Annotated in this window: 11 protein-coding genes; 3 read left to right on the top strand and 8 right to left on the bottom strand. The window is 58.4% G+C overall.

What is annotated here, in order from left to right:
- Nucleotides 1–15: 15 nt before the first annotated feature.
- The 3 genes from ACESLM_RS04920 to ACESLM_RS04910 all read right to left on the bottom strand — a co-directional run bounded on the left by ACESLM_RS04920 (nucleotide 16) and on the right by ACESLM_RS04910 (nucleotide 4,743).
- Complete coding sequence (locus tag ACESLM_RS04920) at nucleotides 16–2,289, bottom strand: ATP-binding protein (protein WP_372630263.1); 2,274 nt, start codon at nucleotides 2,287–2,289, stop codon at nucleotides 16–18.
- A gap of 42 nt (nucleotides 2,290–2,331) precedes the next feature.
- Entirely contained in the window at nucleotides 2,332–3,627 is a 1,296-nt protein-coding gene (locus ACESLM_RS04915) for a hypothetical protein (protein ID WP_372630262.1), read from the bottom strand.
- Nucleotides 3,628–3,861: 234 nt separating this feature from the next.
- Entirely contained in the window at nucleotides 3,862–4,743 is an 882-nt protein-coding gene (locus ACESLM_RS04910; protein WP_372630261.1) for a helix-turn-helix domain-containing protein, read from the bottom strand.
- A 112-nt stretch (nucleotides 4,744–4,855) separates the two neighbouring features.
- Here ACESLM_RS04910 and ACESLM_RS04905 point away from each other — a divergent pair, with 112 nt between their 5' ends.
- The gene (locus ACESLM_RS04905) at nucleotides 4,856–6,406 is read left to right on the top strand and encodes a glycoside hydrolase family 31 protein (RefSeq protein WP_372630260.1); all 1,551 of its coding nucleotides are present in this window, start codon (nucleotides 4,856–4,858) and stop codon (nucleotides 6,404–6,406) included.
- A 479-nt stretch (nucleotides 6,407–6,885) separates the two neighbouring features.
- Here ACESLM_RS04905 and ACESLM_RS04900 read toward each other — a convergent pair whose 3' ends face one another.
- The 3 genes from ACESLM_RS04900 to ACESLM_RS04890 form a co-directional block, all read right to left on the bottom strand.
- The gene (locus ACESLM_RS04900) at nucleotides 6,886–7,431 is read right to left on the bottom strand and encodes a glutathione peroxidase (protein ID WP_372630259.1); all 546 of its coding nucleotides are present in this window, start codon (nucleotides 7,429–7,431) and stop codon (nucleotides 6,886–6,888) included.
- A 90-nt stretch (nucleotides 7,432–7,521) separates the two neighbouring features.
- Nucleotides 7,522–8,259 (bottom strand): type II toxin-antitoxin system prevent-host-death family antitoxin, encoded by a 738-nt coding sequence (locus ACESLM_RS04895; protein WP_372630258.1) that lies wholly within the window; start codon nucleotides 8,257–8,259, stop codon nucleotides 7,522–7,524.
- A 100-nt stretch (nucleotides 8,260–8,359) separates the two neighbouring features.
- Complete coding sequence (locus ACESLM_RS04890; protein WP_372630257.1) at nucleotides 8,360–9,250, bottom strand: DMT family transporter; 891 nt, start codon at nucleotides 9,248–9,250, stop codon at nucleotides 8,360–8,362.
- Nucleotides 9,251–9,325: 75 nt separating this feature from the next.
- Here ACESLM_RS04890 and ACESLM_RS04885 point away from each other — a divergent pair, with 75 nt between their 5' ends.
- On the top strand, nucleotides 9,326–9,826 hold the full coding sequence (locus ACESLM_RS04885) for an RNA polymerase sigma factor (protein ID WP_372630256.1): 501 nt from the start codon (nucleotides 9,326–9,328) through the stop codon (nucleotides 9,824–9,826).
- Entirely contained in the window at nucleotides 9,819–10,877 is a 1,059-nt protein-coding gene (locus ACESLM_RS04880; RefSeq protein WP_372630255.1) for a hypothetical protein, read from the top strand. The genes ACESLM_RS04885 and ACESLM_RS04880 overlap by 8 nt, the downstream gene beginning before the upstream one ends.
- A 72-nt stretch (nucleotides 10,878–10,949) precedes the next feature.
- Here ACESLM_RS04880 and ACESLM_RS04875 read toward each other — a convergent pair whose 3' ends face one another.
- Both ACESLM_RS04875 and ACESLM_RS04870 read right to left on the bottom strand, forming a co-directional pair.
- Entirely contained in the window at nucleotides 10,950–12,800 is a 1,851-nt protein-coding gene (locus ACESLM_RS04875) for a cache domain-containing sensor histidine kinase (RefSeq protein WP_372630254.1), read from the bottom strand.
- On the bottom strand, nucleotides 12,793–14,430 hold the full coding sequence (locus ACESLM_RS04870) for a response regulator (RefSeq protein ID WP_372630253.1): 1,638 nt from the start codon (nucleotides 14,428–14,430) through the stop codon (nucleotides 12,793–12,795). The genes ACESLM_RS04875 and ACESLM_RS04870 overlap by 8 nt, the downstream gene beginning before the upstream one ends.
- Nucleotides 14,431–14,489 lie beyond the last annotated feature (59 nt).

The raw sequence follows: 14,489 nt of genomic DNA, 5'->3' as shown, positions 1-14,489 counted from the left end.
TAGCAGATACACGCCCTAGCCGTTGCGAATCTCCTCGAAGAAGTAGCCGTATTCCCCCAGCTCGTCCCGCGTAATCGTGCGATTCGTCTTGTCCAGCTCGTATTGGTACGCCTGAAAAACGCGCTTCATGCCGACCGCCTCTCCGGCTCCGCTCGCCAGGAAAGCCGCGGTGAGGGCGACGTTCTTGATGCTGCCGCCCGACATCTGCAGCTTGCGGCCCAGGAAGCCGCAGTCGAGATCGGAAGCGAGCGGCGTCTCCCGCGGGAAGATGCTTCTCCAGATCGTCTCCCGCTGCTTCTCGTCCGGGAACGGGAAGCGAATCACGTAATTGATGCGCCGCAAAAAGGCTTCGTCCATGTTCTGCAAATAGTTGGTCGCCAGGATGGAAATGCCCCGGTACTCCTCCATCTTCTGCAGCAGAAACGCGACTTCCGTGTTGGCGTTCTTGTCGTGGGAATCCTTGACCTCGGAACGCTTGCCGAACAGCGCGTCGGCTTCGTCGAAAAATAAAATCGCATAGCTCGACTGGGCTTCGTCGAAAATGTCGCGCAAGTTTTTCTCGGTTTCCCCGATGTATTTGCTAATAATCTGAGACAGGTCGATCTTATAAATCTCCATATCCAGTTCGTTGGCCGCGATCTCCGCCGCCATCGTCTTTCCCGTGCCCGGAGGTCCGGAGAACAGCAGGCTGACCCCCGTGCCGTAGGAGAGCTTGCGCTGAAATCCCCATGAGCCGTACACCGTGTGCTTGTAGCGGATATGGTTGCACGCATGCTGCAGCTTGCGGGTCTGGGGTTCGGGAAGCACGAGGTCGTCCCAGCGGTGCTTCGGCGACAGCCGCTTCGACTTCGCGCCCAGGTTGTGGCTCAGCTGCTTGTAGCACGCTTGAATCAGATCGCTCCAGCCGACGAGCTCCTGCCCCCCGCCGGCCGCTCTCCACTGGGCCGAAGCGCGGGCCGCTGCCAGCACGCTCTCGATCTGTCCGGGATGGAAGACGAAGCGCGACGACAGCGCTCCCCAATCGATGCCGTCCTCCAGCTCGTAAGCGATCGCAAGGGTTCGCCACGCCTCGATCCTCTCCTCCTCCGACAGTCCCGGAACTTCCAGCTCCAGCCCGATGACGCCGCGGCGGTCGAGCGGGCGGCAAGGCTCCTCCGACAGCAGGAAAACGGTGCCTGGAAGTCGGGCCAGCCGTTCCAGCAGCGCGGTCTTGCGGCGTCTGTCCGCTGCTTCTCCGTCGCCAGCGGCCCGAAAGCCGTAAAACACGGGAATCGCCTGCTGGATGGCCGCCTCGCGAAACACTCCATCCAAGGCGTCCGGACCGCTCTCGTCTGCCTCCGGAAGCTTGGCCATATCCACGTACAGCAGCGCTTCCTTAAAGTGAACTCCGACATGGGCCACCTGCGTCCTGCCCCCCGCGCCTTCGGCTCCCCATAGAGAGACGACCAGCGAAGCTCCGTCCTCGGCGATTCGATGGGTCAGCCAGCTGCGCAGCTTCGTTTGAATGTCGAAATGGCCCAGCAGCGGCGGCGGCTCCTCGGAGGGGGATACAATCTCCATGTAACGCCCCAGCTCTTCCGGCATGGAGATGGAATCGAGCGCAAATCTGACAATTCGTTCGTCCAGGCGACAGGATCTGTTGATGGTCGTACCGCCCTTGCGCGCGCCGGCCGCTTCCCGCAGGAAATAGCGGTTCAACACGCCGTCGTCCCGCATGATCCGGATCGCCAGCCTGCGTTCGTCCGCATCGCTCGCGGCGAGCGACGCGGCCAGATCCCGGCTCGGATACGTCGCGCCGCGCTCGCCTTGCAGCAGCGCGAACGCCGATTCGTACTTCCGATCCACCTCCGCCGCCAGACAGACGACGACGATTCTCTGCTCCAGCGCAGTCAGCCCGAACAGACGAGCCAAATACGGAAGCGGTAGAAACGCGCCGTCGCCCTCGCCAAGACTTGCGGCAAGCTCCGCTCTGCCGCGCGCGCGTTCCCATTGCAGCGACAGCTCCCGCTCAGTCTCGTCCTCTGTCTCCCCGAACGTTCGCCCGCTATCCGGACCACGCAAACTTCCCTCCCGAGCCCCCGGCCCTTTGCCGAACGACTCCGTGGCGGAAGTGAATTCCTTATCTATCCGCTCTCTCCGATGCAGTATGAGAGCGATGCCCGCGTCCAGCCAATCCAGCCATCCCCGGACGTAATCCGTCCCGTCCCGAAAAGGCGTCACGATCTTAGCCCCGACGTCTTCCGAATCCTGTCCCGTCTCCATTCCCGTTCCCGCGACAACCTGCTCCATTTTGCCCCTCCAGCCGAACGATAGAATGGTAGAAACCGAGCGTTACGACCGACCGAAAATCCGCTTCATGCGGGACATCAGCCCGCCTTCCTCCGATTTCGGCTTCGCCGCCTCCGCGCGCTCCTTCTCCACTTCCTTGGCTCGTTGCTTGTAGTATTTGTGATGCGCCGTTTCTCCGCGCGCATGGGCGGTCAGCCGCTTGACCTGCTCGTCGCTGTCGACGACCGGCGCTCCTACATCCGCCTTGCCCTTGCCCGCCGCGACGAGCGCATGCCGTTGCTTCTCCAAGCCGATGAATTCGTCGATATTCTCGTACGCCGAGAACTCCTTCTTGCCCATATCTCTGCGGGCTTCCTGGCGCGCCCGCGCCTTGTTCACCTGCTTGCGCGAGCCGGAAGTGGCGAGATTGCCCGCGAGTCCGGCCGCAGCGTTTACCGCGCCCGTTGCCACTCCCGCTCCGGGTACAAGATCGCCTACGATTCCCGTCACCGTGCCGATTCCCGCCTTCACCCGATCAGCCGTAATTTTCGTGCCGACCGCTTGCGCCTGGGTAGCCGCGCTCGTCTTGATCGCCTCGTTGCCCGTCGTCGCCGCTATGCCCTTGAGCAAATCGCGTTCCTTTACGTCGTATTTCTCGGCCATCTTCTGCTTAAGTCCCTTGCCCAACAGAGGAATCATGCCGACTGCGGTCTGCCCCGGGTTATCCACGATATCGTTTATCGCGTTTTTGGCTTTCTGTTTCACGTCGAACTTGCCCGGCATCAGCCTATTCTCGATCTTGTTCGTCCGCACGTCCTCTTCGAGATTTTCGTCCCGGGCGCGATTGCCGCTCCGCTCGCGGCTCTCGGACAAGTCCCACTTGCCGTGGCGCTCGTTCCGGATACGCTGGGGAAGATCGTACCATTTCGGATTGTTGGCCGCGTCCGTCATCTTCTGCACGCGTTCGTGAAAAGCCGGGTCGACTCCTCCGGCTCCCTCCGACTCGCTCTCGGACGACTCCGGCTCTCCGCCGGCCTTCGGCGCTTCGGCTTCGTGCGCGACCGGCGCTTCCGACGGAGCTTCCACGGCCGGAACGGGCGCTTGCACCGGCGCTTCTTCGACTTCCTCTTCCGCCTCGGGCGCTTCTTCGGGGCTCGGGGTCTTGGCTCGCGCTCCCGCTCCCATATCCGGGAACACCTGAACCGCCCCCTGGGCTTTCAGCCGCTCCAGGATGGCGGACTTGTCCGACTCCTGGCTCTCCTCCTCCGCCTGCTCCTGCAAATCCTCGTCGACCCGGGACGACGATCTGCTCCGGACGGAGCTTTCTTCCCCTTTGCGTGCTTCGACTGTTTTCGGCATTGGCGTCCGTTCCTCTCGACATGATTTACGTGGATTATACCAGACGCCAATAAAAGAATAATGAAAGAATGCAAACAAAACCGCCTTCGGCGTCCTCAGGACGATGAATGCGGTTTGTCGGAGAAGATTCAGATAAGGATAGCGGATTTTATACTTTCTGAAACGTCGAGAAATCCCCCCGCTGCTCTCATCGGCAGCGGCGGAACTCCTCGCATATCAGCGTTAATATTCGGTTCATGGCCATGGTTGCTTGCGCAATTGCGTCGGCGTGCATCCCTTGTACCGCTTGAACAGCTCGTCCAAGTATTGAACGGTGCCGAACCCGGTCCGCTCGGCGATAAGGGAGATCGGCAGAGCGGTCGTGCGGATCAGCGTCTCCGCTTGGCCGATTCGGTACAGATGAATGAACTCCGTGAACGTTCGGCCGACCGCATGCTTGAACATGCGGCAGAAATAATAGGGGCTCATTCCGGCAACCCGCGCCGTTTCGCCGACGGTTAACCGCTCTCTGTAATTCGACTCAATGTAAGTGATCGCTTCCTTAAGCCGTTCCATATTACGCTCCGCCGTCTCGCTTCTTCGCTCGGTTCGCGCGGAGAATTCTCCGTAGCTCCGGGCCAGCTCCAGCAGCAAAATATGCAAATACGACTTCATGGCGATCTCGTACCCTTCCGCTTTCCGCGTGAATTCGTGGATAATGGCGCGAATCGCAAGCGCGCAGGCTTCGTAAGGAGCATCCTCTCCGCTGCGAAGCCGCGCAGGCAAGCGAAGTTTGCCAGTCAGCAAGGTACGGGACGCGACATTCATGAAATCCGAGCTGGCCAATCTGTCGCGATCCAGCAAGATCGTGTAATAACCCGGAGGTTCATCGACCACGTATCCGCTGTGGATGACCCCCTCCTCGATCAGGAAAATATCTCCCGGCACACCGATGAACGGCTTGCCGCCGATATGCAGTTCGACTTCCCCTCGCGTGACCAAAATGATTTCAAGGCAAATTTCGTGCCAGTGTGAGGAGAATATCGTATGCCCATTGTTGAATTCAGGCTCGAATACATTATACGGATAAGCGTCGCCAAGCATCATCAAGTATACGTTCGACCCTTTGTCGGACATGGCCCAGCCCTCCTATTTTCGCAAGATCGTGTAAAAAGAACGCAAGGTCGCCCCTATTCCGAACTTCGCGATTCGGATATGCTCATAAGCAATAAGGGAAAGGATGGGAGCCATGAGCCAGCGACGACTGCAAGTTCGATTATTGGAAGGAGAAGTATGGTGGGGAGGCGATATTACGGACGGAGGCGCGATGCCTTACGGGCCGAAGCCGTTCGCCAAAGACTTGATCGCCGGCATCGGCGGCAATCAGGCGGTTCCTCTGCTCGTCTCGAGCAAAGGCCGGTTCGTCTGGTCCGAGTATCCGATCCGGTTTCAGTTCAAGGATAACACCTTGACGGCGGAATGCGAAGAGGGGGAGCTGGTGCTGGAGGAGCGCGGGAGCGATCTCCGCAGTGCGTTCCGGGCCGCTTCCGGCGCTTATTTCCCGCCCGCGGACTCGCTGCCCGACGCCCGGTTCTTCACGGTACCGCAATACAATCTATGGATCGAGATGCAATACGAACCGACCCAGGCGCGAACGCTCCAATACGCGAAGGACGTGTTGGCGAACGGCCTGCCCCCGGGCATTCTGATGATCGACGACAATTGGATGGAGGATTACGGAGTATGGAAATTCCGCAGCGACCGGTTTCCCGATCCGAAGGCGATGACGGACGAGCTGCATCGGCTCGGCTTTCAGGTCATGCTGTGGACATGTCCGTTCGTCAGTCCGGATAACGCCGCGAATTTCCGCTGGTTGGAAAGCCGTGATTATCTCCTCCGCGACGAGAACGGCGAGATCGCGATCCGCAGATGGTGGAACGGGTACAGCGCCGTTCTGGATATGACGAACGCGGCGGCTGCGGATTGGTACCACGCGCAGTTGCAGGGGCTTATGGAGGAGTACGGAATCGACGGCTTCAAGTTCGACGCCGGAGATCCCGAATATTACCGCGCTTCCGATCGCAGCGCGGTGCCGCAGCATCCGAACGGACATTGCGAGGCTTGGGCGGATGTCGGACTTCGGTACGCGTTCAACGAATACAGAGCCTGCTGGAAGAAAGCCGGACAGCCGCTCGTACAGCGGCTCCGGGACAGACAGCACAGCTGGGACGACAACGGGCTCGCCTCGCTCATTCCCAACGGGCTGGCGCAAGGGTTGGCCGGCTATGCTTACATTTGCCCCGACATGATCGGGGGCGGGCTGATCGGGGACGTGGAGAACAATCCCGATTTTCGCATCGATCAGGAGCTGTTCGTCCGGTACGCCCAATGCTCCGCCTTGTTCCCGATGATGCAGTTCTCCACGGCGCCTTGGCGCGTCCTGGATCGCGAGCATCTGGATTGCTGCATCGCCGCGGCCAAGCTCCATGCGGAGTTGGGCGACACCATCCTTGAGCTCGCGCGGCATGCGGCGAACACCGGCGAACCGATCATGCGCCATATGGCCTACGTATTCCCGGAAGAAAGCTTGGAGGATGCGAACGATCAATTCATGCTGGGCGATCGCCTGCTCGTTGCCCCGGTCGTCAAGCAAGGGGAACGACGTCGCTTGATCCGTTTCCCGCGGGGCCAGTGGCTGGGCGACGACGGCTCGACGATCGTCGGGCCTTGCCTGACGGAAGTGGACGCCCCTCTATCCCGATTGCCTCGGTATGAGTTGGTGAGTCCTTTATTGGCTTAGTTTTTCGATTCGGAGCAACATCCACGCTGGCAGCGAGGTGAGTGCCTCGGCGCTTCCCAAGCCGCGGGGCCAAGGCCAAAAAAGTGCCTCGGCGCTTCCCAAGCCGCGCGGCCAAGGCCAAAAAAGTGCCTCGGCGCTTCCCAAGCCGCGCGGCTAAGGCCAAAAAAGTGCCTCGGCGCTTCCCAAGCCGCGTGGCTAAGGCCAAAAAAGTGCCTCGGCGCTTCCCAAGCCGCGTGGCTAAGGCCAATAAAGTGCCTCCGCGCTTCCCAAGCCGCGCGGCTAAGGCCAAAAAAGTGCCTCGGCGCTGCCCAAGCCGCGCGGCTAAGGCCAAAAAAGTGCCTCCGCGCTTCCCAAGCCGCGCGGCTAAGGCCAAAAAAGGCCATTTTGGGGCCTTGGGCACCTCCGCCGACCTCTGGCACTCCCCTGGGCACGCCTGCCAAAAATCGGCCCCCGCCATGGCAGGGGCCGCTTTACATACCTTACAGCAGCTTCTCGATCTCCGGGGCGAGCTCGTCCGGAAGAACGGGAGGCTCAAACCGAGCGATGACCTGACCGTCGCGATCGACAAGAAACTTGGCGAAGTTCCATTTGATGTCGTTGTCCAGCAGCTTGTCCGGCATGTTATTGGCAAACATCGCGTGGAATTTCTGTCCGGACGGTTGCGTCTGGTCGAAGCCTTCAAACGGCTTCTCCTCGGTCAGATAGGCGTACAGCGGATGTCTGGCGTCTCCGTTGACGTCGATCTTTTCGAAAAGGGGGAAGGATACGCCGTAGTTCACTTGGCAGAACTGTTCGACCTCGGAGTTGGAGCCGGGCTCCTGGGCGCCGAACTGATTGCAAGGGAAGCCCAGAATGACGAGGCCGCGATCCTTGTACTGCTGATACAGCTTCTCGAGCCCTTCGTACTGAGGCGTCAATCCGCACTTGCTGGCCGTGTTGACGATGAGGACGACTTGGCCCCGGTATGTATCGAGCCCGACTTCTTCTCCCTTGATCGTGTTCGCTTTAAAATCGTAAATTCCCATGATCGAACCTCCTCGAAATGTCGTAATACCTTCAGTGTACACTAGATCGACGGAGGATTAAAATGCGACCGCAGCCGTCCCTTCGAGGCATTACCGAAACAGGCGATTCAGCTCCGCGCTCAACCCCTCGAAGATATAGGACTTAGCCGTCTCTCCGAGCCGGAACGTCACGTTCTCCGCGATCTCCCCATCCGCAAACCGGTATACCGTAATTTCCTTCGAGAACGGGTTCACGATCCAGTACTCCTTCACGCCGCTCCTCATATACAAATCGGCTTTGCGAAGCAGATCCTTGCGCCGGGTGCTCTCCGACAAGATCTCCGCAAGCAAGGCCGGTACGCCCTTGTAATACCCGTCTGCGTCAAGATGCTCCTCCAGATCGCAAATGATCATGAGGTCAGGCTGCACGACGTTGAGCTGGTCCTGTCTTTCGATTCGACGCAATTGAATATCGTAAGGCGCGACGAACGGCCGGCACGACTTTCCTTGAGACCAATCGTGGAACATGACCGCCAGTTCCATCAGCGCGATCTGATGATCCGTCTTGGGCGAGGCCATCGCGTAGATCTCGCCGTCGATATATTCGTACCGTTCCTCTTCATTGTCCTTCGACAGCGCCTGAAACTCTTCGAACGCTGCCTTCCGGCCGCCATCGTTTCCGAATTCGTACGAAGCTCGGCGCTCCGCGACGACTCCGGCGCTGATCTCGTCCACCTTCGTCAGCTTGGCGATCTCCCTGCCGTTGCGCGTTACAACAACGTCTTCGTGCGCTGCGATAGCCAAATACTTCCCGAAGTTATTTTGCACCTCGGTAGAGCTGACTTTCATGCGCTCTCCCCCAATGCGAGATTTTTTTAGCTAATATAGCTAATTAAATTCTCACATATAGCTATTGTCTTGTCAACGCGATTGATCGCTTCAGTCAAACCTACCCCCATATCCCCAAAACAACGACTCCGGCCGTAATGCACAGGGAGGTCAGGATTCGTCTTTTCCCTTGCTTTTCCCGAAGGATAAAAATCCCCATCAACGTGCCGAACACGGTGCCTATCTCCCTCATAGGCGAAAGCTGGGCTACCGGCGCGAGAGAAAGCGCATATAAGAACAGCAGATATCCGCCCGGAGCGATGATTCCGCCCAGCAGCATTATCTTCCAATTAACTTGAAGTTCTTGTCTAATCGCGCCGGAGCGAAAAGTCACCCAGGAAAGAATCAACAGATTGCCGATATTCGTCGCTTCGTTCAGCACGACCGGGGATACGTAGTCGAGAGCGATTTTATCCACTATGATGTAGCCGGCTATGCACACTCCCACGGCTAGTGCCAGTAGAGGCGCTTTGGACGACGACAAGCCGTCTCGCTTGAACTTTACGTCGCTCAACAGGACAATGCCTAGTACAATCGAGACAACGCCTAACCACCCGATTAAAGATAATTGTTCCTGAAGAAAGATCACCGCAAGGAGCGGAACCAACAATGGGCTTGTCCCTCTCATGATCGGGTACACTTGCGACAAGTCCCCTGCGGAATAAGCGGCTGCGAGTAAAATGACATAGAGTCCGTGTAAAAGCATGGAGGCAAGGACGATCAGGATGCCCGTTCCGTTCCATTGGCCGCCGTCCCATTCCAGAATCGTCCACGGCAAAAACGCAATCACGGCGACAAGCTGGCAAAACCAAAGAAACACGTTCTTGTTCAGACTCTTCTTCGTATACAGGTTCCATGCCGAATGAAGAAAACCCGAACCGAGCACCAGCAATATCGCTATCCCGAACATCCCGTCACCCGCTCCGCCCATGAACTCGAATAAAATCAACATTTTACCACCGGTTTCCTGATATTGGAATGGGATATTTCGGAGCCTTCGATCGTGTTGTATGCAGGAGGAGAATAAATGAACAACGATTGTCTACATCCGGAGGAAAAATGGGCCGAGCTCTATCGACGGCATGTCGATCAGGTGTACAGGCTGTGCTATCTCTACCTGCGCAACGCCGCCGACGCGGAGGACGCCGTTCAATCCGTATTCCTGAAGCTGATCCGCTCCCGGACGGCATTCGGAGACTTCGAGCATGAGAAAGCGTGGCTGATCGTTGCCGCCCGCAACCACTGCAAGGATCATCTGAAGCATTGGTGGAGAACCCGCCGAACGGATATCGACTCTTTGCCGGAACCGGCTTTCCGCGAAGACGGAGACGCATCGGGGGAAGTGCTGGCGAGACTGCTCTCGCTTCCGGAGAAATACAAAACCGCACTCTATCTCTACTACTACGAGGGATACAAGGCCAAAGAGATCGGAGAGCTGCTGGGGAGATCGGAAAGCGCGATTCTCACTCGGCTGTCCAGAGGCCGGGAACGCTTGAAAATCGACTTGGGGAGGAACTCGCATGAGTGATGACAAAATGAAGCGGCTGTTCGAAGCCCTTGCTCCGGCGCCGACGGACGAGCAAAAAGAAAAGATGTATCGGAACCTGCTGGCGCACAGCCGCAGCGGAAGCACGAAGCTCGGGAGAAGGGGCGTTCCGACGAGACGAACCCGGTTTGCGGTTATGGCGGCGCTGCTGACCGTCTTGTTAACGACGACGGCTCTGGCCGCGGCTTATCGCGGACTGGATGAAACCTTTCTGAAATTTCTCAGTCCCTCCACTCCCGAACAGGCCGCTTATTTATCCAACGGCGCCTATACGATCGACAAGCAAGTCGCGAACGAGGAGGGAACGCTCGTCCTGAAGCAGGCGATCGGGGACGGCAATCTCGCTTACATCTTAATGGACTTCATCGCCCCGAAGGGCATGGCGTTGAACGCGGCCCGCTATCGTTTCGAGAATCCTAATACGACGACGAACGAAAGCTTTCACGGCACGGGCTTTAAGCTGCTGGACGACGGCAATCCCAACGACAATAAAATCAGCATGGTCATGAGCGTGATGACGGAAAATTCGTTGGAGGGACAGACGGCCCGCTTCCGGTTTACGAATTTGCAAGGGGCGGATCCGTTCCCGGGCATATTCAAGACGGTGATCGCCGGAGCTTGGGAAGCGGAGTTTAAGCTGGATTTCAAGGCTTACTCCTCGCTCTACCAGCCGAACCGCAAAATCGATCTGTACGGCTACGAAGCCGTATTGAAATCCGTATCCGTATCGCCCATCTCGATCGCGCTAAAAATCGAAAGCGAATTCGCGAAAGAAATCGGCGAAGCCGCCAGAGAGCGAAGAGAAAGCGGCCAAGACGAAGAGGCCGACGAATATCCGATTACGATCCGCTATGCGGACGGCACGTCGGAGACGACAGGCGTCTTCTCCGGATTGCACCTGAGCGATCTTCTGTCCCGCCAGATCCTGACGATCAAAACCTTCGATAAAGTGATTAACGACAAGGAAATCTCGTCCGTCGTCTTCTTCGGGGCGGAGGTTCCGATCGACAACCGGTCTTCGGCGGCAGAGTAGGGATGAGACGCTAGTCTCACAATGCGAAAAAGAGGCGTCCCGTCCCGGACGCCAAGCCGAAGCGTACCGCGCTTAGGACGGCCCCTCCTTCTCCGCCTTAAGCCGGACGGTAACGACGGTGCCCGCGCCGGGCTCGGAGGAAATGCCCAGCCCGTATTCCTCGCCGGCGTACAGCTTGATGCGCTCGTTGACGTTAAACAAACCGTAAGAGCTGCCGCCGGAATGCTCGCTCGGCTCCGAGCGCGCCTCGGTCAGCAGCTTGCGGGCCAGCTCTTCCTCCATGCCGATGCCGTTATCGGAAATCGCAAACCGCAGATCGCCGTTGTCCTCCCGCGCCGAAATGCGGATCAGGCCGCGGCGGTTCTTCGCTTTGCGAATGCCGTGCAGCAGCGCGTTCTCGACGATCGGCTGCAAAATCAGCTTCGGCATCCGGTACGCGGCGAGCGCCGGCTGCGCGTCCAGCTCGAAATCAAACGAACCCGTAAAGCGGCTTTGCTGAATTTCGAGGTACACCTCCGCCAGCTGCAGCTCGTCCTGCACGCTGACGATGCTTTTGCCTTTGTTCAGGCTGAGGCGGAAATATTTCGCCAGGCTGTCGATCATTTGGCTGATGTCGGTTGCGCCTTTGCCGATGGCGATCCAGTTGATCGTATCCAGCGTGTTGTACAGGAAATGCGGGTTGATCTGCGCTTGAAGCGCTTGAAGCTGCGCTTCGCGCTCCCTGATTTCCACCGTGTATTTTTCCTCGACCAGCGTCTGCACCCGCAAAATAAGATGATCGACGCTCCGTTCGAGCATATGGAAATCGCCGTTTACGGCGGGCAGATCATGCAAGCCGTCGATGCCGTCGCGGCCGCCCTCCTTGCTTTCCTTACGGATCGCGGTAATGACCCGGTTCACCCGGCGGTTCATGCCTCTCACGATAATCGCAAGCAGGACAAACGGCAAAATAAGAAACAGCGCGACGTATTCGATCAGCGACCGCCATTCGGAACGTTTGGTCAGCTTGACCGTCATCGGCGACAGCTGCGATTCCGTGCCTTGCGCCACAAGCTTCCAGCCGTTCGGGCCAATCGCCGTAAACATAACGTCGTTTATTTCGTTGTTCAGCCTCAGCGACGCCGTGCCCTCCGTCTGCCCGCGCATCGGCTCCCAGATCGAAGCGTCAAGCGCCGTGCCGATCAACGCCGGGTCGGGATGATACGCGATTCGCCCGTCCTCCGCAACCAGGTATACGGCCGTGCCCGGAGCGAATTCAAGCTCGGAGAGAATATCCGACACTACGTTTTGCCGCATGTCGATCATAAGCACGCCCGACACCTTGTCGTAATTGTCGGGGTCCCGGAGCATCCGGGCGGCGGAGATGACCGTCTCCTCCCCGCCTTCCAGAAACGTTTCGTTGTACACGCCCGTCCATACGATGCCGCCGTTTCCCGCAATAATCGCATCGAACCACGGACGCGCCATCAAGCTGTCGAGCGAAAAAAAGTTGACCCGTTCCCCGGCATACAGCTTTGATTTGTCGACAAACAACCGAACCCGGAACACGTCGGAATTGGATTGCACCGTTTCCACCAAAAAACGCAAATCCTCGATCACTTTAATTTGAATGCCGATCGACTGGTCGTCCGCTCCGACAGACAAATACGAATGCAGGTTGGCGTTCATAAACGCGGCGTTGCTAATATCTTCGATGCGCTCAAGCCGGTAGGACAAGTTGCTGCCCGCCTGCTTCAGCGTCTGATGCATCGTGCGGACAACCTCGTTTTTCAAAATGACGGCGGAACGCTCATAATAGCCGTACAAAAACACGCCTGCGGGCAGCACGATCAACAGCAAATAAGCGATCAGCCACGGACGCGGGATCGAAAGCCGGCGCAGCGGCGCAACGAAGCGGGTTACGGCGGCGACGGCTTTACGCATGCGAATCCCTGTAGGCGCTTGGCGTCACGCCCGTCACTTTTTTGAACAGCTTGGTGAAATAACTCGGATCGGTGTAGCCGATGGCGTAACAGATGTCATAAAACTTGTATTGCGGGTCGCGCAGCAGCTGCTTCGCCTTGTCCACGCGTACTTGCGTCAAATATTCGCCGACCGTCTGCCCCGTCTCCTGTTTGAACAGCAGGCTCACGTACGTCGGCGACAAATAGACCGCCTTTCCGATGTCGGCAACGGTCAAATGGCCGTCCGAATAGCGCTGCTCAATAAAGCCGCGGATTCGTTCGACGACGTTGGCCACCTTGCCCGTCCGCTTCTCGCGAATGCGGCTCATCGCCGAAGCCAAATACGACTCCAGCAGCTGCTTCATTTCGCCGAGCGTTTCTTTATCGAACAGCGCTTCCCACAGCTCCGCTTCCATCGCTTCGAGCTCCGGGGACTGCGCTCCCAGCTCCATCAGCAGCTGCCCGGCCGCCAGCACAAGCTGCAGGCACATGTTGCGCCCGTACTTCAGCCCGCCGGGCCGGTTATAGGCGAGATTCGCGAAAATCCGGTCCACGGCTTCGCCAAGCTTATCGGCATCGTCGGCCTTCAGCGCGGACAGCAGCTGCGCGTTCAGCTCGTGATCGTATTTCGGAGCGCCGTCGGCTTCCGATGCGGCGGTTTCCAGGCTGTTCATCGTAATGATCCGGTTTTTGCCGAGATACCATTTGTAGTCGGCCGCTTCGCGAGCCTGCCTGTAGGCATGGGCCAAGTCGGCAAGGCCTTCTGCCCGGTCGCTGATGCCGATCGTCACGCTCAGCTTCAGCCAGCGCTCCAAATTCGAACGAACGTCTCCGGCCAGCGCCAACAAAGCTTCGGCCATGTCCGGCGCGGCGGCATCCGCATCCGCAGCGCGCAGTACGCCGACGAATTCGCCGTTCCGGTGCTCGAAGGCGTACCCTCGGAAATACGTATCGATCAGTTCCTGATAAATGTTCAGCACTGAATACCAAAGCAGCTGGCGATCCCGCTCGGAGCGGCTGCCAAGCACGTCGGCCATATCGTCGACGGAGAGGACAAGCACCCAATACGCGGCGTCGACGGTCAGATCCAGCTCAAGGAAAGCGACGCGTTCGCCGATATTCGTGTTTGGCGCGCCATCCCCGATCAGCGACAGCAAAAACTTCTCGCGAAGAAGGGGCATCCCCTCCTTCAGCTTGACGAGAAGCTCCTGCCGCAGCTGCCGCTCCGACCGTTCCGCGTCCATCTCGGCCGCGACGCGTTGGATCACCGCGCCAAGCTCCTGCAGATTGACCGGCTTGAAGATATAGTCGACCGCGCTCACCTTCATCGCGGACTTCAAATAATCGACGTCGTCATGCCCGCTGACGAAAATGAATTTGATAGGCGGATACGCTTCCGCCACCCGCTGCGACATCGCGATGCCGTCCATATTCGGCATCCGGACATCCGTCAAAATGAGATCCGGCCGCTCCCGCGCGATCATCTCCAGCGCAACGTCGCCGTCGTCGGCTTCGCCCGCCACTTCAATGCCGTAGGAAGCCCAGTCGAAATAGGAGCGCAGCCCCGCTCTCACCGCCGGTTCATCGTCAACGATCAGCAATCTGTACATCGCCATGTCCTCCTTGTCAGCCGGCCGATCCGTCCGCTCTGGTTCGATTCCCGGCTTCG

Origin of the sequence: Cohnella sp. (assembly GCF_041641335.1) — a bacterium.
In the GTDB taxonomy this organism is placed as follows: Bacteria; Bacillota; Bacilli; order Paenibacillales; family Paenibacillaceae; genus Cohnella.
This window is presented reverse-complemented; position numbering and strand designations above follow the sequence as displayed.